At 29.9% G+C, this 24,512-nt stretch carries 24 protein-coding genes and 3 pseudogenes; 25 read left to right on the top strand and 2 right to left on the bottom strand.

All coding sequences use genetic code 11. From position 1 onward, the window contains the following. From HMPREF1252_RS06655 to HMPREF1252_RS09930, 3 genes and pseudogenes are all read left to right on the top strand, one after another. Positions 1-190, top strand: a pseudogene (locus HMPREF1252_RS06655) (ABC transporter ATP-binding protein); the annotation flags it as partial. Further along, entirely contained in the window at positions 183-2,618 is a 2,436-nt protein-coding gene (locus HMPREF1252_RS06650; RefSeq protein WP_023059759.1) for an FtsX-like permease family protein, read from the top strand. The pseudogene HMPREF1252_RS06655 and the gene HMPREF1252_RS06650, both read left to right, overlap by 8 nt. A gap of 46 nt (positions 2,619-2,664) precedes the next feature. Continuing rightward, positions 2,665-2,901 carry a hypothetical protein gene (locus HMPREF1252_RS09930; protein WP_081695939.1) on the top strand — a complete coding sequence of 79 codons (237 nt, stop codon included), beginning with the start codon at positions 2,665-2,667 and terminating at the stop codon, positions 2,899-2,901. 62 nt (positions 2,902-2,963) lie between these two features. Here the strand turns inward: HMPREF1252_RS09930 and HMPREF1252_RS06645 are convergent, their stop codons facing one another. After that, positions 2,964-4,295, bottom strand: a complete 1,332-nt coding sequence (locus HMPREF1252_RS06645; protein WP_023059934.1) for a relaxase/mobilization nuclease domain-containing protein — start codon at positions 4,293-4,295, stop codon at positions 2,964-2,966. 1 nt (position 4,296) lies between these two features. Next, positions 4,297-4,653 carry a plasmid mobilization relaxosome protein MobC gene (locus HMPREF1252_RS06640; RefSeq protein ID WP_023059854.1) on the bottom strand — a complete coding sequence of 119 codons (357 nt, stop codon included), beginning with the start codon at positions 4,651-4,653 and terminating at the stop codon, positions 4,297-4,299. A 268-nt stretch (positions 4,654-4,921) separates the two neighbouring features. Here HMPREF1252_RS06640 and HMPREF1252_RS06635 point away from each other — a divergent pair, with 268 nt between their 5' ends. The 22 genes and pseudogenes from HMPREF1252_RS06635 to HMPREF1252_RS06535 all read left to right on the top strand — a co-directional run bounded on the left by HMPREF1252_RS06635 (position 4,922) and on the right by HMPREF1252_RS06535 (position 24,466). After that, on the top strand, positions 4,922-5,539 hold the full coding sequence (locus tag HMPREF1252_RS06635) for a TetR/AcrR family transcriptional regulator (protein ID WP_002838505.1): 618 nt from the start codon (positions 4,922-4,924) through the stop codon (positions 5,537-5,539). 110 nt (positions 5,540-5,649) lie between these two features. Beyond that, the gene (locus HMPREF1252_RS06630) at positions 5,650-6,378 is read left to right on the top strand and encodes an ABC transporter ATP-binding protein (RefSeq protein ID WP_000889773.1); all 729 of its coding nucleotides are present in this window, start codon (positions 5,650-5,652) and stop codon (positions 6,376-6,378) included. After that, complete coding sequence (locus HMPREF1252_RS06625; RefSeq protein WP_023059822.1) at positions 6,353-7,909, top strand: hypothetical protein; 1,557 nt, start codon at positions 6,353-6,355, stop codon at positions 7,907-7,909. The genes HMPREF1252_RS06630 and HMPREF1252_RS06625 overlap by 26 nt, the downstream gene beginning before the upstream one ends. A 95-nt stretch (positions 7,910-8,004) precedes the next feature. Next, positions 8,005-8,262, top strand: a complete 258-nt coding sequence (locus tag HMPREF1252_RS06620) for a metalloregulator ArsR/SmtB family transcription factor (protein ID WP_023056444.1) — start codon at positions 8,005-8,007, stop codon at positions 8,260-8,262. 40 nt (positions 8,263-8,302) lie between these two features. Continuing rightward, a complete protein-coding gene (locus tag HMPREF1252_RS06615) occupies positions 8,303-8,521 on the top strand; it encodes a DUF1648 domain-containing protein (RefSeq protein ID WP_036739994.1) in 219 nt (72 codons plus the stop codon). Then, a complete protein-coding gene (locus tag HMPREF1252_RS06610) occupies positions 8,518-8,913 on the top strand; it encodes a GntR family transcriptional regulator (protein ID WP_023059891.1) in 396 nt (131 codons plus the stop codon). The genes HMPREF1252_RS06615 and HMPREF1252_RS06610 overlap by 4 nt, the downstream gene beginning before the upstream one ends. Before the next feature lie 256 nt (positions 8,914-9,169). After that, positions 9,170-9,581, top strand: a pseudogene (locus tag HMPREF1252_RS06605) (sigma-70 family RNA polymerase sigma factor). Positions 9,582-10,016: 435 nt separating this feature from the next. Beyond that, on the top strand, positions 10,017-10,226 hold the full coding sequence (locus tag HMPREF1252_RS06600; RefSeq protein WP_009345237.1) for an excisionase: 210 nt from the start codon (positions 10,017-10,019) through the stop codon (positions 10,224-10,226). 77 nt (positions 10,227-10,303) lie between these two features. Continuing rightward, positions 10,304-11,539: a tyrosine-type recombinase/integrase gene (locus HMPREF1252_RS06595; protein WP_023059810.1), complete on the top strand. Its 1,236-nt coding sequence runs from the start codon at positions 10,304-10,306 to the stop codon at positions 11,537-11,539. 219 nt (positions 11,540-11,758) lie between these two features. Continuing rightward, a pseudogene (locus tag HMPREF1252_RS06590) lies at positions 11,759-12,145 on the top strand (methionine--tRNA ligase subunit beta); the annotation flags it as partial. Positions 12,146-12,293: 148 nt separating this feature from the next. Then, positions 12,294-13,613 (top strand): DUF2254 domain-containing protein, encoded by a 1,320-nt coding sequence (locus HMPREF1252_RS06585; RefSeq protein WP_023059892.1) that lies wholly within the window; start codon positions 12,294-12,296, stop codon positions 13,611-13,613. Between the two features lie 544 nt (positions 13,614-14,157). Continuing rightward, positions 14,158-14,535 (top strand): YbaN family protein, encoded by a 378-nt coding sequence (locus HMPREF1252_RS06580; protein ID WP_023059906.1) that lies wholly within the window; start codon positions 14,158-14,160, stop codon positions 14,533-14,535. Continuing rightward, positions 14,525-16,231: an ABC transporter ATP-binding protein/permease gene (locus HMPREF1252_RS06575; protein WP_023059798.1), complete on the top strand. Its 1,707-nt coding sequence runs from the start codon at positions 14,525-14,527 to the stop codon at positions 16,229-16,231. The genes HMPREF1252_RS06580 and HMPREF1252_RS06575 overlap by 11 nt, the downstream gene beginning before the upstream one ends. Further along, on the top strand, positions 16,228-17,886 hold the full coding sequence (locus HMPREF1252_RS06570; protein ID WP_023059756.1) for an ABC transporter ATP-binding protein: 1,659 nt from the start codon (positions 16,228-16,230) through the stop codon (positions 17,884-17,886). Before HMPREF1252_RS06575 ends, HMPREF1252_RS06570 begins: the two co-directional genes overlap by 4 nt. Further along, a complete protein-coding gene (locus tag HMPREF1252_RS06565) occupies positions 17,886-18,707 on the top strand; it encodes a MarR family transcriptional regulator (protein WP_023059879.1) in 822 nt (273 codons plus the stop codon). The genes HMPREF1252_RS06570 and HMPREF1252_RS06565 overlap by 1 nt, the downstream gene beginning before the upstream one ends. A 242-nt stretch (positions 18,708-18,949) precedes the next feature. Continuing rightward, a complete protein-coding gene (locus tag HMPREF1252_RS09925) occupies positions 18,950-19,474 on the top strand; it encodes an NEAT domain-containing protein (protein WP_369756369.1) in 525 nt (174 codons plus the stop codon). A gap of 310 nt (positions 19,475-19,784) precedes the next feature. Beyond that, positions 19,785-20,339 (top strand): hypothetical protein, encoded by a 555-nt coding sequence (locus tag HMPREF1252_RS09920; protein WP_238318192.1) that lies wholly within the window; start codon positions 19,785-19,787, stop codon positions 20,337-20,339. Next, a complete protein-coding gene (locus HMPREF1252_RS06555) occupies positions 20,329-21,309 on the top strand; it encodes a heme-binding Shp domain-containing protein (protein ID WP_023059905.1) in 981 nt (326 codons plus the stop codon). Before HMPREF1252_RS09920 ends, HMPREF1252_RS06555 begins: the two co-directional genes overlap by 11 nt. Further along, positions 21,299-22,216: a heme ABC transporter substrate-binding protein IsdE gene (isdE, locus tag HMPREF1252_RS06550; protein WP_023059826.1), complete on the top strand. Its 918-nt coding sequence runs from the start codon at positions 21,299-21,301 to the stop codon at positions 22,214-22,216. Before HMPREF1252_RS06555 ends, isdE begins: the two co-directional genes overlap by 11 nt. Next, on the top strand, positions 22,203-23,192 hold the full coding sequence (locus tag HMPREF1252_RS06545) for an iron ABC transporter permease (RefSeq protein WP_023059806.1): 990 nt from the start codon (positions 22,203-22,205) through the stop codon (positions 23,190-23,192). The genes isdE and HMPREF1252_RS06545 overlap by 14 nt, the downstream gene beginning before the upstream one ends. Further along, positions 23,182-23,943 carry an ABC transporter ATP-binding protein gene (locus HMPREF1252_RS06540; protein ID WP_023059893.1) on the top strand — a complete coding sequence of 254 codons (762 nt, stop codon included), beginning with the start codon at positions 23,182-23,184 and terminating at the stop codon, positions 23,941-23,943. Before HMPREF1252_RS06545 ends, HMPREF1252_RS06540 begins: the two co-directional genes overlap by 11 nt. A 10-nt stretch (positions 23,944-23,953) precedes the next feature. Next, positions 23,954-24,466 carry a flavodoxin family protein gene (locus HMPREF1252_RS06535; RefSeq protein ID WP_023059779.1) on the top strand — a complete coding sequence of 171 codons (513 nt, stop codon included), beginning with the start codon at positions 23,954-23,956 and terminating at the stop codon, positions 24,464-24,466. The last annotated feature ends 46 nt before the right edge of the window (positions 24,467-24,512 follow it).

The following is a 24,512-nucleotide window of genomic DNA, read 5'->3' as shown; positions in this document are numbered from 1 at the left end:
AGCGGATGAACCGACCGGTAATTTAGACAGGAAAAATTCTAAGGAAATTATAGAAATCTTTAAATATTTCAATAGAAGCTTAAAACAGACGATTATCCTAATCACCCATGATGAAGAAATAGCCTTACAAGCAAATCGTATTATTACCATTGTCGATGGAAAAATTGTAGGAGATGAAAGAAATGAATAAGAAGAATTTTCCTATTTTTATTTCCTTATTTATTGTAAGTTTATTTTTTACTGTGGTTTTTTATTATAGTTATACAATTGTTAAATATAATAATGAAAGTTTCATGACCGTAAATTTTTATGATGCAGAACTTGAAGGGAACTTAACAAGTAATGATATTGAAAAAATAAAAGATGTTAATAATATAGAATTTGTAGGTGAAATGTCCATAAACCCTGAATCGGCAAAGTACAAGAATGATTTGATTGCCGTAAATTATCAAGATAATGATATAAATAAAATGAGAGAGCATTCAGATTTACTTGAAGGACACTTTGCTAAAAGTGATGGAGAAATAGTATTATCGAAAAGTCTAGTCGAAAAAAATAAGCTAAAATTAGGAGATAAAATACAGCTTGATTTTGGGCATAGACTAATAGAGGGTAAAGAGATAGATGCCATAAGTACTTTTACTGATAAGGAGTCTTACAATCTTAGTTTTAGTAAAGACTTTGAGGTGGTTGGAATTTATGAAGATGTCTATAATAAATACAGTAGAGTTAATTATGCTTTAGCACTGAAAAATGAAAATGATCCTGGCAAAGTAGCATTAAAGTTTAATTCTTTTGAAAAGGCTTATGATAACAAAGTAAATCTACAAAATGAAATCAATAAAAAATTAGGTAGAGATGTTCCCTTAACTTTCAATTCTAATTTAATAGATTATTACGGTGTTGAGTATGACTTTCCCCATAATATTTTAACTGAATTAGGAATTATTCTTTCTGTAATAGGTGCTATATTACTATTTGTATTTTTTGTAAAAAATATATTCAAGGTGTGGGCGTTTAGGAAAATCAAGGAACTTTCTGTATATAAGTCTATAGGTACTACAGATTTTCAGATATACTTGTTGTTATTAAAAGAAGGTATTTTCCTATCTGTTCTACCTATATTAATTGGACATATCTTTGGATACTGTCTTATCTTAAAATTGTTTAGGCATCTTGAGATTGATCAAGGGGTCGAAAACTTGGTATCTAGTTATTTTAGTCCTCTACTTAGCCTAGCAATTGTCATAGTAGCTCTTTTAGTAGTAGTATTTTCTATTATTCAACCAGCAAAGAAAGTTTCAAAAATATCTATTATTGAAGGTATAAAGGGAAATTTAGACTTTGATAGTTTTAAGAAAAAAAGAACTAGGGATTTATGGAAAGAATTAAAATTAAACAATCTTGATAGTATTAAATCGCAGCGTTATATTTCTGCTATTGGTGTCATAACTATTTCTGTTTTAGTCATTATTATTACAGTGACTAAATATAACAGAGATTTTTCTTACTATGATGCAGGCTACAATGTAATAGCTAGTTATTATAGTGAAAATAAGAGAGTTCCTAAAGTTTTTAAAGAAATTCAGCGAGAAATTCCAAATGATAAGTCCTATATTTCAAAAGAAAGTTATATTCAGATAGATAATGATTTAGATTTGTCCAAAGAATCTATTAGTAAGTCTTTGGATCAAAAGTTAGAGTATGATTTGAAAAAGAGTCATTCAAGCCAGTTGAATGGGATGCTTATAGCTTTAGAAGATGAAGACTTTAGTAAATTGGGGGCAAGTAAGGGAGAATTTATTCTTTATAATATGGTACAAGAAAATCCAAACACTCCAGTAGCTAAAGCAAATAAAATACCATATTTTAATAATCCGAAAGATATAAACTTACAGATAGGGGAGAATTTTCAAAAAAGTATAAAAATTTCTAAAACTATAGATGATTTGGGAAACTATGATTCAATAACTTTACCATTTTATGTAAAAATCTACACAGATTTCGATACCTTCTTCCAACTTATGGATGAGTCAAAAGATGAAGAATTTATTAATGCTCCGTATGTATTAAATATGAATGTAAAAGACTCTGAGGTGAGAAGTGTAAAGGATTATTTGGATAATAAGATAAGAGAATCGATAATGCCAAATGAAAAGTACGATATTAACACAAAAGCAGATATTGAAATGAATCGAAAAAGTGATCTAGAATCTTTAAAGAAAGTCGCATTTGCGATGGCTTTCATTATTTTTATTCTCAATGTGACAAATGGTTATTCATCCATTAATTTAAGTCTTATGAGTAGAAAGAAGGAAATTGGCAGCCTTTATTCATGCGGTATGGACGTAGATGAGTTAAAGAATATTTATCGAAAAGAGTTTATAGAAGAGCAAATAAAATCATTTATTGTTGCGGGAATAACCACATTAGGAGTCATGCTTGTAATATCTCGTATAGCTCCTAATTTAAGTCTTAATATATTAATAAGATATTATGACTATAAATTATTTCTTGGATTTTCTATTGTGGTATACGCAATCAACTTACTAATCTATAATTTTTCACTAAAGAGAATTTTAGACAGACCAACAATTGATTTGATTAGAACAGAATAATTTCAAAGAAAGAGGAGTATTTATTAAATAGAAATTAAGCAAGAAGATATTTCTACTTGGACTTGTAATATTTGTTATTTCTTACCTACTTACAGTAGAAATATTTGAAAGCTATACAAGTCTTAGACCAACTAGACTCACTTTAATGTTTGTCTGCCCAATTATTGGACTAATAGGTTTAATATTTTGGGTAAAGGAAAAGGATAAGTTTTTTATGGCGTTAAATGTCCTTTTGATCTTATTACTTCCTATAGTAATGTTTGCTAGTCATCTAGTAGGATAAGTTTAGAGTAAAATTTTGTAAATAATCTTAAAAAAGCTATAGGCTTATCCGCTTATAGCTTTTTATCTCTCCACCTCCTTTCCATAATAATTTTCATAGTTTTTCCTATACTTAACTAGGTCAGAAAATTGTTCTTTATTCAAAGAATACTCTTGCATAAGGGTGTTCTTTTTTTCTTGCAATTCATCAAGTTTGGATAGTATTTCTTTTGTATTTGGTAGCTTTTTATAGTTTTCTAAAATTTCTTTAGCGGCTATTTTATAGACGGAAAGTTCGCTATAATACTCATCTGCAAACTGCTTATCTTCAGGATTTTTCTTGTGGTATTTATATATTTCACGATACTTATTTATAGTATTTATATTTTCCATATCCTGAGATAAACTCTTCATTTCAGTTTCAATTTTCTTTATTTCATCTAACAAGTCTTGTCTATCATCTGCAGATTTTTTAATAAGATCATCGAGTTGTGTAATTGATTTAATTCCTTGTTCTCTAAGCTTAATTATCGAGTCAGCCATTGTTTTTATATTATGTTTTCTTGCCCAAACTTCATAACCTTTAGAAGATTGTACTTTTTCATTAGTAGATATATCAATAACATTTCCTACACGTTTTTTAATAGGATTAGCTTTATTATTAATAGCTAAATCTATTCTTTCTTTGATTTTTTCTTCGGTATAATCTTCTCCGATAGTCTTTGCTCTTGTAAATCTTTGCTTATCTTTATGACGAAAAGCAATGTGCTTACCAAACTTAATTTCATAATCAAGAGATTTCATATTTTCTAAAAACTCTTCCCAAGAGTTAGATTTATTAATCATTCTATCTATATCAAATTGAAGTTTAGACTTCCAAGAATTTCCTTTCTTGTTTTGTTCATATTCATACCAGGATTTACCAGAAGTTTTATATTTTCTTTTGTAAGCTTCATAATATTCATCAATGACTGAAAGTTTATTTTCTTTACATAATTCATCACTTTGATACCTGATTTTATGGTAAGTTTTTTTGTTAGACTGGTAGCATTTACCAGTCTTGTAATTAACATTATTAAAAATAACATGGTTATGAATATGTCCTCTATCTATATGAGTTGCAAGAACAAATTCATAATCTTCCTTTAAAATTTTCTTGCATAATTCCATTCCTATCTCGTGAGCTTTTATAGGATCAACCTCTCCTGGTAGAAAAGATTGAATTAAATGTCTAGCCAAAACTGTACCTTTAGTATCATTGTCTTCTCGTGTTTTCATAAATTGAATATGGGCAGTAGAAGGATGACATTTGAATGAAGATACCAAGATTTTCTCATCAGTTTTTTCACTCTTGGTTATATAATCTATTGCTAAATTTAGAGTTGATTTTATAGGATGTATTTTTGTAATTGCCATACTAATCACCAGAACTTTCTTTTGATTTATTAAGAAGTAGGGAATGGATCTGCCATATTTCTCTTGATAATTTTTCTATCTGATTATTCATAGATTCAATTTCATTTTTGTAAATAACACCAGTTGTATTAGTTGCTTTTGCAATCTGGTTTATATTATTTGTTGCATTTGAAAGTAACCATTGTAGGTTTCTGAATGGTTCTAAATCTACTACATAAATATCTTTTTCTAATACGCACTTTCTAAGAAAGTGAGACATAGTTTTGCAATTAGCAAGTTTCATTTTCTTTTCAAAAACTTCCTTTTCTTCTTTAGTAAGTTTTATTTCTATTCTTTCATTTCTAAATCTATTTGCCATTTTATTCTCCTTTATAAAATATATTTCGGGGTATTAGGGCTCTCCCTAACAAGGTAAAAAATAAAAAAATGGAGCATTCCGTAAAGGGCTGCTCCATTAATTTTTTCGTAAGTGTCCGTACACTTACTGTGCTTGCTACAAAAGTCAAGCAAGCATTAAGCATTTTTCTAAAATTGTAAATATATTATACCATAAAATTCAAGAGAAATGAGAAAACGCAATTGACAAAATGTCAGTTGCGTGATATCCTTTAAATAGGAGGTATAAAATGAGAGATGTAAAAGAACCTGAAATACGACGTGCAGAGATTATGGATGCTGCAATGATACTCTTTATGGAGAAAGGATATACTAATACAACAACTCAGGATATAGTTGATAAAGTAAATATATCAAGAGGGTTGTTATATTATCACTTTAAGAATAAAGAGGATATCTTATATTGTCTTGTAGAACAATATTCAGATAGACTACTGAAAGATATTTATATTATTGCTTATGATGAAGATAAAACTGCCATAGAAAAAATCAGATCATTTATAGATGTTACAATTATATCTTCAGAAAATATTTCAGCAGAGGGTACAGTGCTACAAAAAACAATTGACCTTAAAGAAAATCAATATATGATAGATAAGTTATCCCACAAGCTTGTTGAAAAACTGACAATATATTTTGAAAAGATTATAAATCAAGGAATAATGGAAAGAGTTTTTTCTGTAAAATATCCATTAGAAACAGCAGAGTTGCTTATGACAGCTTATGTTTTTGTTTCAAATAACATAAGTATAAGATATTTAAAGGAAGAACCTGTTGATAACTACTTAAATGCATTTAAGATAATGCTTGAACAAAGCTTAAATACGAAAAAGCTCTTTAGTAATTAAAAAAGAATAGAATGTTTGCAAGGAGAATAATTTGCCGATAGCTACTGATACACAAGTTATCGGTTTTATTTCAAGGAATAACTGACAAATTGTCAATGGAGGTGGAAATTATGTTAGAGATAAAGAATTTTAGTAAATTCTATGGGAACAAAAAGGCTGTTGAAAACTTATCCATTTCAGTACAGTCTGGAGATATTTATGGATTCATTGGTGCAAATGGAGCCGGAAAAACTACAACGATAAAAGCGGTAGTTGGAATTCATGATTTTGAGAATGGAAGTATAACGATTGACGGGCATTCTATTAAAGAAGAGCCTGTTATTTGTAAGAAAATAATGGCATACATTCCGGATAATCCGGATTTATATGAACATCTGACAGGATTTCAGTACATCAATTTTATTGCTGATTTATTTGAAGTTTCTACTGAAATACGCAGAGAAAGAATTCAGAGATACGGCGATTTGTTTGAAATGACGAAACATCTTTCGGGAATGATATCTTCGTATTCACATGGCATGAAGCAAAGAACGGCGATTATTTCTGCACTGGTGCATTCTCCAAAGTTACTAATTTTAGATGAACCTTTTGTTGGACTTGATCCGAAAGCAACTTTTCTACTAAAGAAAATAATGCACGAATGCGTATCAGATGGAGGAGCTATTTTCTTTTCAACACATGTATTGGATGTTGCAGAAAAATTATGTAATAAAATTGCAATTATAAAAAATGGAAAGTTAATTGCGAGCGGAAATACAGAAGAAGTCAAAGGCAATAAATCTTTGGAAACTTTTTTCATGGAGGTGCAGGATAATGAGCAAAATTTGGATACTAATTAGAGCACAATTGATAAATTTCTTTCCGATCAACGAAATGAAAGAGCCGGGAAATAAAAAACAAAGTTCGATTGTTATTGCAAGTTTTGGAATAATAACTCTTGCTATATTTTTCTTTGTTTATAATATCATAACAGCCAAAACATTGGTACAACTGGGACAGCAGAAGTTGATACCGGCATATATGGTATCGGTATCAAGCTTTGCAATATTATTTTTGACAATATTTTATTCGAATGGGATTTTATTTGGCAGTCGTGATATGGAAAATCTTTTGTCATTGCCTGTAAAAAGTTCGGATATTATAAGCAGCAAGTTTATGTTTATGTATTTATTGAATTTTTTAATAGGATTGATGTTTATGCTTCCGGGGGGAATTGTTTGGGTGTTAAACGGAAGTTTAAATGCATTACAGATTATATTGTATTTTACTTCCATAATTTTTGTTCCGTTGATACCTATGTGTATAGCAGCATGTATGGGAATCATTATTGTTGTTGCTTCATCTTTCTTTAAGAGAAAAAATGTTATTGCTTTAATTTTTTCATTTGCAATGATAGGGATAATTGGATATATTGCAGTGTCAGCTATGAAATCAGGTAATGAAAATAGTATTGCGATTATGCTTTCTAAGCAAATTACCGGATTGTACCCGTTATCTAAGCTATTTATGGAATACTATAATTTTCCAATTTACATTGGAGTAGGATTATTTATTGTTCTTTCAATAGTATTTTTTTATATATTTGCCAAAGTGGTTTCATTGAAGTATGGGTTGCTTAATACTCTTGCTAAAACAACAACAAGATATTCTGACAACAAAAATTCGAATAATAGAAAATCAGTATTTTTTGCCCTATATAAAAAAGAAATGGGACTGTTTCTAAATTCATATATGGCAGTATTGAATGCAGGTCTTGGTGTAATACTTTTATGTGTTTTCAGCATATTTCTTCTTTTTAATTCTTTACAACAAATAGGGGAATATTCGGGAATCGAAAATGTTAATGAATATCTTTCAAATTTTGCTCCGATGTGTATTGCTTCAATGTTTTTACTTAGTTGTCCGGCAGCATTTTCCATATCTTTAGAAGGTAAAAATGTTTGGATTTTGCAAAGTTCTCCTATTAGGGTAAAAACGATTTTAAATTCTAAGATTGCAGTAAATCTTACGCTTCATTTAATTGGATATATTGTTTCTGTGTTTATATTTTTGCTAAAGCTTGATATGGACATTATTCAAACCATCAGCTTAATAATTGTTCCTATTTGTTATTCCGTTTTTATAACAGTGATTGGAATTTCTTTGAATAAAAAATTTCCCAACTTTGAATGGGAAAGTGAGATGATGATAGTAAAACAGAGTATGCCTGTTATTGTATCTGCAATTATTGGAATGGCTGCATTAGTTATACCAATTCTTTTTCATTGGTTTTTGCATTTTTCTATAGTACCTACATTATTGGTAGTAGCACTTATTTTGCTCGTTATTGCGGGTGGCGTTTATATAAAAACTTGTAGATTAAATTTTTAGTTTAAGGAGGAGATGTTCTATGAAAAAAATTTTTAAAAGATATAATGGTGTTTATTTCAATATTAAGTTTATTTGCAATATTTCAGGAATAAAAGATGATAGATTTAGTTAGAATATTTGATTCCCTATCAAATCCCATTAGAATGGATATTTTATTAATTATTTCTAATAAAAATTTAACTGCTGGAGAAATAGCAAGTCATTTTAAATTAGAAAAAGCAACTATATCTTATCATCTATCTTTATTAAAAAAGAGTAAATTAATTACCGACAGTAGATATAAAAATTATATCTATTATTCAATTAATAGGGATACATTTGTAGAAGTTATAAGGTGGTTAGATAAATTTTAGGAAAATAGAAAGCTATTGACAAATAGAAAGGAGATTTGCCATGAAAAAAAGATTTTTGAAAGATGTATTAGTGCTGATAGGAATGATGTTTGTAATATTTATTATTTGCATATTTCTCCCAGAGAAAATTCCTATTCATTTCAATGCAAAAGGAATCCCCGATATGTTTGCTAATAAATATTATCTTCTGTTTACTACGGTTATTCCGTATTCTGCTTATTGGAAATTCGTACGAGGAAGAAAAAATAAAAATAAATGAATGTATATCTATATTTGCAAATTGCTTCAGCGTTAAGAGTGTCTATTTTAAGAGGCGATTATGTTCCGGGACAACAGATGCCACCTATAAGGGCTTTAGTACAGAGGGAGGGATGTAATCCTGCAACAGTTCAAAAAGCTTTAAAAGTTCTTGAGAAACAGGGACTAATTGTTAGTCGTGGAAGTAAAGGATATTTTGTTATTGAAAGTGAGAAGAAAATAATTGAGTTAAGAAATCAGCATTTGAACAGGCTAACAAAAATATTGTTTGAAAAACTATATGTCTTAGGATTTTCTGATTCTGAGATTATCAAACTATTTGATAGAATAGAAACTAAAAAAATGAATAAAAATCAATTATGTATAAAGAAGATAAAAATACTGACTATTTAGATTATTGATAAAATGGAGGAAACAAATATGAAAGAATCTAAACATCTAATGTTAGAAATACCAAAGAAACAAAACATTCCTCTTTTTTATAATCTTTATAGCAGATTATTGTTTCATATGCAAACTGAAACAATCAAGTGCAGTTAGTAAAATACTTTTAATTTTCTGTTTTAGAGGACTTCGTATGCCTAAGTGTAGAAGTCCTCCTTTTTTTTGCCTGAAAAACAGTCAGTCAAAAGAAACGGAGGACTTCAAAATGAAAAAAGAATATTATCTATATGTAGGCGGACAAAAGGTCAAAGTCAGTGAGGATATTTACAAAGTCTACTGGCGGGAAAGAGAACATGAAAAGTATTTAGAGCAGGTGGACAGAAAAAACCACTTGCTCTTTTTTTTCGTCTCTAAATCACGATGGGAATTTTGTAGATAATCTAGAAGATAAAAATGTTGATGTTGAAAAAGTTGTAGCTACACAAATGATGATTGAAGCACTAAGAAATGCAATGTCAAAGTTAAATAATGATGAACGAGAAATAATTGAAAGATTATATTTCAATGATGAAACACTTCGTGCAGTAGCAAAGACTCAAAATATATCACATCCTGCTTTAATAAAAAGGCGAGATAAGATTTTAGAAAAACTAAAGAAATTTATAGAAGAAATATAGTTTCTGGTTACCAAAGAGGGCAAATTTTCCTTTATAAAGTGAGGGGAGTTTTGTCCTCTTTCTATTTTAAAAGAAATTTAAACAATATTTGAACCTTAACAATTGAATAGACCAAGACAAGACATTAATCATTTTTGGAGCGTAATAACCTATCCGCCAAGATCTTTCTGCTGAATAATTCGGCAAAACAAGTACTGCTAAGCCAAAAGCAAGGGAAGAAGAAAGGGAGCGATAAGTAAGAGTTTGAATATAGGGAGGGATACCCTATTCGCTATGAAGAAAATGAGGATAATGATACTTCTAAGGTTGAAGCCGGCTCATCCTGAACAGAGGCGGAGGTGAGATTCCTATGTTGCTAATCCAAGGCACTTGTCAATGTCAAAAAACTTTAAAAATATTAAAATAAATATTTTAAATATATTATTTGGAGGATTTATGATTAACGAAAATATAAAAGGTGTTCGTGTTTCTGAGAAAGCATTTCTAACATTAAAAGAAGCATCTGAATATTTTAATATTGGTCAAGATAAAGTTAGACAATTAACGGATGAAAATGATTGCGATTTTGTATTATTTAATGGTAGTAAGCGTCTTATTAAGAAAAAGTTAATGGAAGAATATTTAAATAGACAGTTCTCTATTTAATCTAAAACTATATATAAAACACGCTTAATGCGGTATAATAATTATAGCGTGTCTTTTATCAAAAAAGGAGAATTTTTATGGTAAAAAGACGCAAAGATAGTAAAGGGGTTGTTTTAAAAGACGGTGAATATCAAAGGTCAAATGGCACTTATGAATTTAAGTGGCAAGACAAAATAGGTCGTAGAAAATCTATCTATGCGAAAACTCTAAAAGAATTAAGAGAAAAGGAATTAGATATTTTACGCAATACTATAGATGGAATCAACAACGAAGGAAGTAGCTTATCTGTAAATGATACTTTTAAGCTATGGACAAAGGTTAAAAGAGGTTTAAAGGATAATACCTTTAAAAATTACATCTATATGTATCAACAATTTGTAGAACCGACTTTTGGTCGTATTAAACTATCTGATATTAAAAGATCTGATGTTAGAAGTTTTTATAACAGATTAAAGGAAGATCAAGGATTAATGGTTTCTACTATAGATTGTGTTCATACTGTCTTACATCAGGTATTAGAATTAGCAGTGGATGACGAATATATAAGATTTAATCCGTCTGACAATGCTTTGAAGGAATTGAAAGTAGCTTATCGAAATGAATCTCCGAAGAAAAAAGCCATGACAATAGAAGAACAGGTGATATTTGAAGAATATTTATCTAATAGTGATGAATATAAAAAATGGTATCCAATATTCATTGTTATGCTTTGGACGGGAATGAGAGTTGGAGAAGTCACAGGATTGCAATGGGACGATCTAGATTTTGATAATGGTCTTATAAATGTAAACAGGACTTTGGTATATTATAGTAAAGGTAAAGGATTAAACAATAGGTATGCTATTAATACACCGAAGACAGAATCAGGTAAGCGAAGTATTCCTATGGTTCAAAAAGTAAAAGATGCTTTTCTTATGGAAAGAGAGTTACAAAAGACTTTTGGAATCGAATGTTGTGATTCAATCGATGGATTTAAAGACTTTGTATTTTTAAATAGATTCGGAAAGGTTCACAATAATGGAACACTTAATAAAGCTTTGAGAAGAATTGTTAGAGATTGCAATTTAAGTATAATGGATAAAAATAAATCGAACTCTAATGATATTCTATTAGTTCCACATTTAAGCAATCACATTTTCAGACACACCTTTACTACAAGACTTAATGAACAAAATATAAATACAAAAGCAATGCAGTCTATTCTAGGTCATTCTGATATTAGTACAACAATGGATATATATGTAGATGCAACAGAAGATTTTAAGATAGAACAGATGGGAGAATTTGAAAAAGCGATGAAATTTATATTTTAGAATTTACGACAGCTTACGACAAATTTACGACAATTTGCTAGAAATCTATAGGCACTTATAGAGAGTTAGCAAATTGTCGTAAATGGAGAAGTACCATAAAATAGACTTTTATAGAGATTTAGACAATTATCTAAGGTAGAGGGGATTTTCCCAACCATGAAGCCATTGGAAGCAAGTAAAGATGCAGAAGGACAAGAAATCCTAGAACCAGAGACAGAAACAATAAAGATCGATCTATCAAAGGTTAAGGTCGAACCATTATTCGAAGACTGTGTAGACTTCGAAACATTTTCAAAATCAGATTTCAGAGTTGTAAAAGTTAAGGCTTGTGAAGAAGTGCCAAAATCTAAAAAACTATTGAAATTTACATTAGACGATGGATCCGGTAAAGATAGAACAATTCTTTCAGGAATAAAAGAATACTATAGCGCAGAATCTTTAGTTGGCAAGACTCTACTAGCTATCACAAACCTACCACCACGTAAGATGATGGGCATAGAATCAGAAGGTATGCTCCTATCAGCAATCTGCGAGTATGATGGAGAAGAGATGTTAAATCTTATAATGCTAAACAAAAACATACCAGCGGGAGCAAAATTATATTAAAATTAAAAGATCTTAGCGATTTAATCATTGCTAAGATTTTTTTTATGGATTTAAAAAGTCTTTAAAAATTGAAATTATATTTTCTTAAACGTATAATAAGAATAACAATAACAATAACAATAAATATTAGTAGATTAGTAGGTGACAAATGATTGAAAAATTAAAAGTTCTATATGATAACAATAGAAATATTATTAGAATTACAAGATATATTTTCTTATCTTTTATTCTTTTGCTTATAACTTGGTTTTTTGACTACAAAAACCCAGATTTAAAATTAAAATTACCTAATATATTGCTACTGTCTCCAGAAGTTACATCATCATTTTTATCTAACTTAACTGGAACATTTTTAACTGTATCAACTTTTACATTTACAACAATTTTAACAGTCTTAAACAAATATTCTGATTCATTTACTCCTAGGATAGTTCAAGACTTTATAGATAAACCAAATGTCTTAAGTCTTTTTGGAGTATTCATCGGAGGTTTTTTCTATACGGTTCTTTCATTATTTATGATTCAAAATATAGAAAGTGAACAGCCATTAATTTCTGGGACAATTGGAATATTTTATGCAATTGCTACTATGATATCCTTTATCCTCTTTGTAAAAAGAGTCTTGAAAGACATTAAAGTAGGCAATGTAATTGAAAACTTATATACAAATGCGTTGAGTCTTATAGAAAAAGAATCTGAAAGGAGACGAGTAGCAGAAAGATTTTCTATTGATAAGTGGGAGTCTTATAAAATTTATGCTAACAAGTCTGGTTACCTATACAGTATTAATGCAGACAAAATGATAAATATCATTGAAGACTCAAAGTATGAGATAATTATCAATAAGAGAATAGGAGACTATGTCTTAGAAAACATGTATATAGGAGATTTGAATGTCTTAGAAAAATTAGATATTGACAAAGAAGAAAAAGAAAAACTTTTAAAAAAAATATCAGACAACATTATTATCAATGTAAGAAAAAATGACACAAGAGACTACCACCATGAAATTACAAATATTGTAGAAATTGCTTTAAGAGCCCTTAGTCCAGGGATAAACGATCCAAACACAGCTTCAGAGTCTATTAATAAAATAGGTATTTTGCTAGGGAAACTATTTTCGTCTAAAAATTTTTACCAAATATTAAAAGAAGATGAAAATAGTAAGATAATATATAATAACTATTCAGCAAAAGAAGAACTAAGTTTGTCTTACAATCAAATTCTTCACTATGGAAAAGATGATCCTGAAGTAGCTAAGGCAATTTTATCAAGTATATTTATGATCTATTATGTATCAGATCAGTCAGTCCATGAAGAAATAGAAAAATTCTTTGTATATTGCTACGAAGAATGTAAGGGTGCTATGACAAGTAATGCCTATATAGACCAACTTGAAGAAATTTACAAAGAATTTAAAGAAAAAAGAGATGACTCGATGAACAAAGATACGAATGAAAATAAATAAGACAATAGTCTTTGATATGAACCCCAAAATCCAAAAAAAGGATGGAGGGGTTTTTTTAATACAAAACTTTTAGGATTAGAAAATAGAAATTGTAAATTGCAAACAATCGGCGCCATTAAGTCACGGATATTAAAGATTCCTTTTGACCGCATAAAAAACCGGTTAAACCAGTGGTTCTGATTTTTGAAAGAATTGAAGAAAGTAAAATATAATTAATAATTATTATCACGCTATACGTATCATGGTAATAATTATTTTAAATTCTAAATAAGATATGAGTTTAATAGGCTTAAAGATCCTCGTTAAATAAAATAAATTTAAATGCTATCCAGATAGCATCAAAAAAATAATATAATTACTAATAAAAATTAAACTTTAGTTAACCTGAGTTAACTAGAAAAATTTTATAAAACCGCTAAATTTACAGAGAATTTAAAAAATTTACTTTTATATTGAATAATAATTAATATCAAAATACTTTACATAAAAAATATACTTTGATAGTATAAAACATATTAATAATATTAATTATCAGGAGGTAGTATTGAAGTACATATTTTTAATTTTAGGATTTATATTTTTAGGAATAGGAATAGTTGGGATTTACCTACCACTTTTACCTGCAACTCCTTTTTTACTTTTAGCAACTGCTTGTTTTGCAAAAGGATCGGAAAGATTCCACAAATGGTTTATCTCAACCAATATTTACAAGAACAATATAGAACCTATAAAAGAAAAGAAAGGTTTAACTATGAAGAAAAAGGTAAAAATTTTGTCGATGATTACATTTTTTATAGCAATATCTTTTTATGTAGTTAAAATATCCCACGCGAGGATTTGTCTTGTATTAGTATTAATTTTTCACTACATATACTTTTTCGCTAAGATTAAGACTGTGCCGGAGGTAGAAAATGCTGAATAAAAATCTTTTGAGAGAAATCGGTAGAGAAAAAAACTCGTTATTAATTTTGATATTACTCAAGGTTTTTGAGCTATTTACTAATATAGCTCTTATATTTTCAATTGGGAATTTCTTAAATGAAATTGTAAAGGGAAATTATTTAGTTAAAGGGTTTATATTTCAAATTTTCGCAATTATTCTTATAAAAATAATTATTATAAAGTATAACTTTTATATTTCACATAAGATTTCTAATAGAATCAAGAAATCACTTCGACAGCGACTTTTCAAAAAGGTCTATGGATTTAAAATGGAATATGGAGAAAAGATTTCTATATCAGAAGTTATAAATCTCAGTGTAGAAGGAATAGAGCAACTAAATATCTTCTATGGAGAGCTGCTACCACAGCTTGTATTCTCTCTAATAGGACCAATTATGTTATTTATAATTATGTCCTTTGTAAATTTAAAGATTGCTCTTGTAGGACTTGTATTCTTGCCATTTATTCCAATAGCAATTTTTATGGTGCAGAAGTTAGCTAAGAGGGTGGTTAAATCTTATTGGAAGTCCTATGCAAACCTAGGTGAAGTGTTTATAGATTTTCTATACGGACTTACCACTTTAAAGATTTTCAATGCGGATGAAAAGTACAATGATAAATTAAATGAGATGGCTGAGGATTTCCGAGTTAAGACTATGAAACTTCTCATGGTTCAGCTAAACAATATAACTGTTATGGACCTAGTCTCATATACTGGAAGTGCAACTGTAATCTACATGACTCTAAAATATTTTTCTATGGGACAAATTTCCATATTTACAGGTTTTGTATTTATTCTTCTATCTCAAGAATTTTTCAATCCTTTAAGAAGACTAGGAGCATTGTTCCACGTTGCGATGAATGGGATATCTGCTGCTACAACTTTATTTGAAGTTTTAGAAATAGAAGAGCCTGTGGACGGTTCACAAGTAATAGATGAAGATAGGGTTAATATCGAACTTAAAAATCTAGATTTTTCTTATGATAAGGAAAAAGTGTTAGAGAATATAAATCTTACATGCAAAGAAAATGAAATAACCTGTTTAGTTGGTAAGAGTGGCTGCGGAAAATCCACAATCGCTAAATTGATCTGCGGCATGCTAGGAAGTAGTGGAAAAAATATTTTTTATAATGGTAAGAACGATATAAAATCTGACAGTATAATAGAAAATATCTGTATGATTGACAACAATCCATTTATTTTCAGCAACAGTTTAAGATATAATCTGCTTTTTGCAAATCCTACTGCAAGTGATGAAGAACTTATGGATAATTTAAAAATTGTTGGATTATATGAATATTTTGAAAATCAAGATGGTCTGGATACAATTATAGAAAGTCAAGGTAACAACTTATCTGGTGGTCAAAAACAGAGAATTTCTATTGCTAGAGCACTACTTAGAAAGCCAAAAGTCTTGATACTTGATGAGGCTATATCAAATATAGATATAGAATCTGAAGAAATTATTCTAGATATTTTATCTAAATTAAAAAAAGATATGACCATAGTGCTAATAACTCACAGACTTAGAAATACAGAAAGCGCGGACTATATATACTTCCTTAAAAATAGAAAAGTAATAGAAGAAGGAAGTTTTGTAGAGATGAAGGAAAAGGAAAACTTTGGAAATCTTTATAATTCACAGATGGATTTAGAAATGTGGGGTGTCAAATGAAAAATTTAAGAGAGAGAAAAGAATTATTAATAGATCTTTTAAATCTTGTAAAGCCTCTTAGTTTACAGATGATTTTTGCTGTATCATTCGGGCTACTAGGACATGTTTTTGCAACTTTGATACCTGGTCTTGGGGCATATTATTTTGGAAAGATCTATATAGGAGAAATAATAAATCTAAAAACGGTTTTAATTATTTTAATAACACTTGCGATTTTAAGGTCCTTATTCAAATATACGGAGCAGCTTTTTAACCACTATGTAGCTTTTAAAACTTTGGCAATAATAAGAGATTTGGTTTTCAAAAGTCTTAGAAGACTCTGCCCTGCAAAGATGGATACGAAGAATAAAGGTCAGCTCATCTCTATAATAACAGCAGATATTGAGCTTTTAGAAGTGTTCTATGCACATACGATATCACCAGTTTTAATTGCGTTTTTCCACACTCTAATATTTTTTATAATTCTATATAAAATTCATTGGAAGTATGCGCTATGCCTGTTGGTATTTCATATTGTTCTCGGTATAATTATACCTACACTAACTCAAAAAATTGGCGAAAGACTAGGAGATGATCAAAGAAAAAATTTATCAAATCTAAATCTTTCGATTCTTGAAAGTTTAAAAGGGATTAAAGAAGTAATAAACTTTTCTATGCAAGATGAAAGAATGGAGGAAGTGGATAGTTTGACCAGAGATTTAAATAGATCTTCTAAGAAACTATCAAACAATATGGGAAATAATTTTGCCACATCTTCAACTATAATTCTTATAGCGAATATAGTTTTCATATTAGTTGGAGCAAGACTTTACATGGCAGGAGAAGTGAATTTTTTAAACTTAATATTTCCAATAGCCATATTTATTTCATCCTTTGGCCCTACATCAGCACTTGCATCACTTGGTAATAACTTGGTTTTAACCTTTGCTTGTGGCAAAAGAGTTATGTCACTTTTAAGAGAAGCTCCTGCAGTAGATGAAGTTACAAATAAAAATGAAGTTAGTTATGAAAAAATTGATCTTACAGATGTGGAATTTTCATACGATGACACAGAATTAATAAAAGACTTTAATTTATCCTCTAGATTAAATCAAGTTGTAGGCTTAGAAGGCAAGAGTGGATGTGGAAAATCTACGGTTCTTAAACTAATAATGAGATTTTTCGATCCTATAAAAGGAAGTATTTCCTTAAACGAAATAAATTTAAAAGATATAAATAGTCGAAACCTTAGGGATAATATTTCATATGTGGCACAGGAGAGCCATTTATTCAAAGGGACAATAAGAGAAAATCTTTTGGTGGCAAATGAAAGTGCAACAGAAATTGATTTAATAGAAGCAACAAAAAAAGCAAATATCTATGATTTTATCATGTCTTTAGATCATGGATTTGACACAGAAATAGTAAAGGATAAGGCACTACTTTCAACAGGACAGATACAAAGACTTGCCCTTGCTAGGATGTTTTTAAGAGATTCAAAACTATATATTTTAGATGAACCGACAGCGAATATCGACGCATATAACGAAGGAATAATCTTAAAGTCCCTATACGAAGAAAAAGATGATAAGACTATCTTTATATCTTCTCATAGGAAGAGTACACTTAGAATATGTGATAAAGTAATTAATATGCAAAGGAGCATCAACTCATAATGACAGAGATGAAATTAACTAAGATGCAAATTGAGTATCTATTATTTTTAAATAACAATCCGAGAAAAAGAACGATAACCGATGCAAGTAAGTACTTTGATTGTTCAAAAGTAAACGCAAAAAAAATAATGGACAGGATGTTGGTACTAGGACTTCTTTATAAAGATACTAACGATTTTCATTTGACGATGATAGGAGAAAAATTTGCAAATGAATACAATGAAATACTGGAAGATTCCAAAACAATATTAAGATATACACTAAAGATGGATGATGAAGCAGTTTTAAAAGTATCAGATGAACTCATTCATTTAGAAAACATAAGAGAAATAATAAAAGATTATTCATCCCATATAAAAAAGATTGAGAAATTAAAAAAGAAGGTAAAAAATGAAGAACTGCTAAAAGTATATTCCAATACTTCTAGTGATATATACCTGACAGTTTATAAAGTCAGCGAAAATAATAAAAATTCATTTGTAGAAAATTCCATGGCAATGATGGGATTTGAAAAAGAAGTAGAAATAATAGTAGAAGATGAAGAGTATCTATGTTTAAAGACCAAGATGATAGAAAAAATACAAAATGGATTTAAGAAAAAATCTATGCCTATATTTTTGTTGTATGAAGATGAACATGGAGAACATACCATAGATGTAAAGGAAGGAATGTTTAGAATTCCTTTAAAAATTATAAAATTTTGGAACAATTTAGGTAGCGGAATCCTGCAAACATCTGTAAATTTAAAAATAAAAACTCAAATAGGATTTGCAGCCCATATAGGGAAAGCAAATTTTGTATTTTCTGTTAACCTATATTAATATCAAAATTATGATGAATATAAAATATAACAATTGTTAGAAAATAAACAAAAAAGGATTAAATAGAAAACATTATCAATAACATTAATTGAAAGCATAAAAAAGTTAACGCAGGTTAACTTTTTTTTATTGCAACAAACCATAGAAAAAATAAAAATAAGTTATATGATATTGATATAGTTTATCATCATGACAAGGAGGTTTTTAAAATTAAAAATAAAATTTTAATATACATACTTTTATTGCTGTTGCTTATTCCAAATAAAAACTATTGCGAAGAAAGCAATATTAAAACTAACAAAGAAAATTTAATTAATTTAGAAGATGGCTACTACAAAATACATGTTAAATTATGGCATGCTCATGAGGATAAAGAAAGCATGGGAAATAAAGCAATGGTGCAAGTAGCAGAATTAGAAGTTAAAGATAGTGAGAAATACTTATACATAGGCACCGAAAAAATGGATTATTTAAATATTACAGCTTCTCTTGTAAGTATTTTTTTTCAAAAGAACGATGGAAATTTCTATCCAGGTGAAGGTGGAGATTATGAAATGGAAATCCCAAATGAAAATGAGAAGCGACCAACAGTATTTAGAATTAAATTAGAAAATGTTCGTGAACTTATAAATGTATATGTAGATCCAAAAGTGGGTCCAATGGGAGACGAGCCCATAAGAGCAAGGATAAAACTTGACTATGATTCTATTGAAAAAATAGATAAAAATCAGGCAGAACTCATAAAAAAAATTCGAAACAGGACCTAAAAAGCCCGAGTTTGATAGTTCATCTTCTGGAGAAGCTGAAAATAAAAGTTTAATTGTAAATTATGAACCAGGAACTTTTGATGAAGAGTTTTCTTTCTATGGCAATAAGCTATCCGGAAAAAATGCGGAAGAATATTCTAAAGATTTCGATAAATTAGATCAGGTAAATATATTTAAAATTGAATTTCTTGGACCTTTAGATGAGATTAAGGAAGAAGATAAGAAAATACAAGACAAAAGGAAGAAGATAATTCCAAAAAAAGAAATGGAGCTTAGACTTCCTCTTTTAAAATTTACAAAAGAGGATAATTTGGCTTTGTATGATTTTACCAATGGAGAAAAAAAGAAACTAGAATTTACTTTTGACAAGGACCACGTAAAAGCAAAGGTTAAAAATCCTGGCGTATATGTATTGGTTAAGAGTGGTGATGCTTTGGTTCCAAATGCAAATACCGAATCATCAGAGAACAAATTGCCAATAGAAAAGAAGAATGAAAAGGCGGAGAAATTTTTAAAAACTGTTAAAAAGACAAAACCAAAACCGATAGGCAATAAAACAAATAGAACAACAGTTAATACTGAAAATACAAATAATATTAAGCTATCAAATCCACAGTCGAATGCGTCCAGTTCATTACAAAAACAGATGGATTTAGCAAATAAAGAAAATAAAACTCAAAACCAAAATAATAAAGCTGACACAATACAAGAGAGAGAATACAGTGGACTCATAATATTCATATTAATGGTTTTTTTGACGTTTAATATTCTTTCAATATATTTCATTAGAAAAAATTTTGACGCAATTCGAGATATGAGAGAAGAAATACTATTTATAGGAGGACTTAGAAAAGATGAGAAATAAAATGACAGCTTTTATCCTAAGTCTAATAATAGGAATTTCAATAGTAAGTAATGTGTACGCTTATACACAAGAAATCGCTAAGACAACACCGTATTATAGTCATCCGGTTTCAGGCGTTATAGAAGATCCAGGTAACAATCCTGGTATAGGCCAAGGTATGACAGAAAATGTAGTTTCACCACAAGCTCTTGTAGAAACCACAGACGACGGAAGAATATTTTTAACTGTTAGATACAACCTTGCAAACTATATAAAGAACGAAACTTTTGCAGTTCAAAATTACGGAGACCAAGACTTCTATTCTGTATCGGCTGAAATAACGGGACAGACAGAAGAAACAAGAGATTATAGATTTGAAATTCCAAGTAAAAATGTAGTAGTTAGAACATCACTATATGTAGCTCCAATGGGTAGAGATGTAATATTTTACTTTAAAATTTCGGATTTTGTGGAAGGAAATACAGATTTTGCGACACTTGAAAATGTAAATTCATCTTCAGCAGGTGGGACTAATGAAAAGGTGGAAGCTAATCAAGAAACTCAAATAAACAATGTTCCGCCTAAAGAAGCGAGTGCCAATCAATCTACAATGCCAAACTTAAAAGGTTTAAAACCGGTAGAAAATAATAGTCAAGTCGGACAGGTGCTCGGTCCACAGACTGAGGGAGAAAAGATAGAACAACATGTCGTAAATTCAAAACTATCAGCAGGAGACCTCGGTTATTCCCATGGACTTTTAACGAAAGATTCTGAAATTATAAAAAAATTATTTTACTCAGAAGACATCGAAGAAGAAACAAAACAAATAACAAAGCCCGGCAAGATAACAATGGCGTGCATCTATGGTCTAGTAGGACTACTCGTTATTATGACTTCGGCTCTTTTGATTATGGCAATTCTATCATTTATTTATAAAGCAAAAGTTGAAGAGGAATTAAATCAAAAAAGGAGTGAAAACTATGAAGAATAAAAAACTCCTAGCCATGCTATTGGCATTATTAATACTTACATCATGCGTAGACCAAAAACAAAGTACAAACTCCCAAAAAGGACAGTTAAGAATAGCTGCAACCTCAATTGCAACAGTCGACATAATGGAAAAATTAAACATAGACTTAGTAGCAGTTCCTGATTCTGATATAGAAAATATTCCAGAAAGATACAAGGACGTACCCAAAGTAGGAATGGCGATGACACCGGACATAGAAAAATTAAAACAACTACATCCAGACTATGTATTCTCGCCAGTATCATTAATATCTGACCTACTTCCTAAGTACAAAGCGGCAAACTTAGACTATGGCTTTTTAAATTTAAACAATATAGATGGGATGTATAAGTCCATTGAAGATTTGGGCAACCTTCTCGATAGAAAAAAAGAAGCCAAAGAACTTATAGAAGACTACAAAAAATTTATGGAAGACTACAAGGCAAAACACAAGGATAAAAAAGCACCAAAAGTATTGGTGCTTATGGGACTTCCTGGCTCATATGTAGTTGCAACAGAAAATTCATATGCGGGTAGCCTTATTAAATTAGCAGGTGCAGAAAATGTATATGAAGGAACGGACCAACAATTTATCACAATTAACACAGAGGACATGCTTAAAAAGGATCCGGATATGATTCTTCGAACTGCCCATGCAATGCCAGATGATGTAAAGGAAATGTTTAAAAAAGATTTTGCTGAAAATGATATCTGGAAACATTTTAGAGCCGTCAAAGAAAACAAAGTATATGATTTAGATTATAAAAAATTCGGAATGAGCGCAAAGTTTAACTACAAAGAAGCGCTAGATGATTTAGAAGACCTATTCTATAAAAACAATGATAAACAAAGCGCAGGTATAGGAGAAAATTCCAATGAAAAAAAGTAGAGTAGTTTTCATTTATACAGTATCAATAATCATATTGCTAGCTCTTACACTCTATTCTGCCAAGACAGGTTCCATAGAAATGACTTTTAGCAAGCTATTAAGAGGACTATTTATAGAATACGATGCAGATGTAGCAACAATATACGATTTGAGATTTCCAAGGATAATAATTGCAATACTAGCAGGAGCAGCCTTAGCCACATCGGGAGTACTTCTCCAAGCTGTTATGCAAAATCCACTGACAGATCCAGGAATAATCGGTATCTCCTCGGCGGCGAGTCTATCTGCAAGTCTAGTAATGATACTATTTCCAAAACTTTATTATTTAACTCCAGCATTTTCAGTTTTAGGAGGACTCCTTGCATATATTCTAATATATTCACTTGCATGGAATGGAGGATCAAACCCTATAAAACTAATTCTAGTCGGTGTCGCACTTAACATGACACTTATGGGAATAAACGAAGCCATTAAATCCATGATGGGTGGAAATTTAACCAATGTACAGTCGATTATCGAAGGAAATGTAGCACAAAAAACCTGGGCAGATGTGAAGATAATGGCAGTCTATGGAATAGTCTTCCTTGTCATATCAATATTCACAATAAGAACTGCAAACCTCCTTCAATTAGAAGACCAAACAGCAAAGTCCTTAGGCGTCAATGTAAACAGAGACAGATTTATATTGGCACTGATAGCAATAATTTTGGCGTCAGTCTCCACAGCAATAGTAGGAGTAATAGGCTTCTTGGGATTGGTAGTGCCCCATATATCAAGAATAATCTTAGGCTCAAACCACAAGAGACTCATACCATATTCAATGATACTAGGCGCTATAACATTACTATTATCAGATACATTAGGTAGAATAATAGCCTATCCATACGAAATAAACCCTTCGGTAGTCATGACAGTGGTGGGCGGAATATTCTTTATAACACTACTAAAAATAGGAGGGAAAAATTATGGAAATTAAACATCTATTTTTCTCCTATGGAAAAAATATGGTAATAAAAGATTTAAATTTAAAAATTGAAAAGGGAAAAATAACGACATTACTCGGTGCAAACGGCTGCGGCAAATCAACACTATTTAAATTAATAACAAGAGTAGAAAAACCAAAGATGGGACTGATAACCTTAGATGGCAAAAATATAAAAAATATAGAGAGAAAAGAATTTGCCAAGAAGGTAGCCATAGTTAGACAAAAGAATCAAATCTCTGGAGATATAAGAGTAGAAGAATTAGTCTCATATGGGAGAAACCCGTATCTTGGATTTATGCAAAAGCCAAGTAAAGATGACAAGGACAAGATAGAACAGGCGATAGAAGTATGCGGTCTAGAAAAAATAAGAAATGAAAAAGTAAACTCTCTATCGGGAGGCCAGGTTCAAAGAGCTTGGATAGCAATGGCAATAGCTCAGGATAGTGAAATATTACTACTAGATGAGCCTACAACATATCTAGACATAAAGTATCAAGTAGAAATTTTAAAACTAGTAAAAGATTTAAATAGAAATCTTGGAAAAACAATAATCATGGTACTTCACGACATCAACCAGTCCATAGAATATTCGGACACAATAGTAGGAATGATGAAAGGAAAAATTGAATTTCAAGGAAAAGCAAAAGAAGTGCTTACTGGAGAAAAAATAAGTAAAATTTACGATACAAAATTAAAAATCATAGATATAGAAGATAGAAAGTATGTATTGGCTGAAGAATAAAGGAGGAATAATGAAAGGAATAATAATTTATTCATCAAAGACAGACAACACAAAAAGGATGGCAGAAAAAATATATGAAGCCTTGAAAGATAAATATGAAATGACGATCAAAAACGTAAGAGATTCACCAGACATAGAAAGTTATGACTTTGTCCTCTTGGGAGGATGGGTAGATAGGGGAACCTTAGAAACACAAACCCGTAAATATTTAGAAAAAATAAAAAATAAAAAGTTGGGACTATTTGCAACACTAGGCGCCATGCCCGACTCAGAACATGGAAGAAAAGTCATTAAGAATTTAGAAGGTTTACTAAGAGGAAAAGAATCACTGGGTCAATACATATGCCCTGGTCTAGTAGACCCAAAGATGATAGAAAAATTAAAAGGAATAAAAGGAGTGATAGTACCAAAGAAGATTAAAGATAAAATGATACAAACAGGTCTTGAATCTAGAAAAGCAACAGAAGAAGAACTAGAAGAAGCAGCAAACTATTTTGCGGATAAAATAAATCAAATAGCTTAAAAATCAAAAAAAAGATTTTTAATATAAATAAATTATCAGAAAGGAA

This window comes from Peptoniphilus sp. BV3AC2, from assembly GCF_000478945.1.
GTDB lineage: Bacteria > Bacillota > Clostridia > Tissierellales > Peptoniphilaceae > Peptoniphilus_B > Peptoniphilus_B duerdenii.
This window is presented reverse-complemented; position numbering and strand designations above follow the sequence as displayed.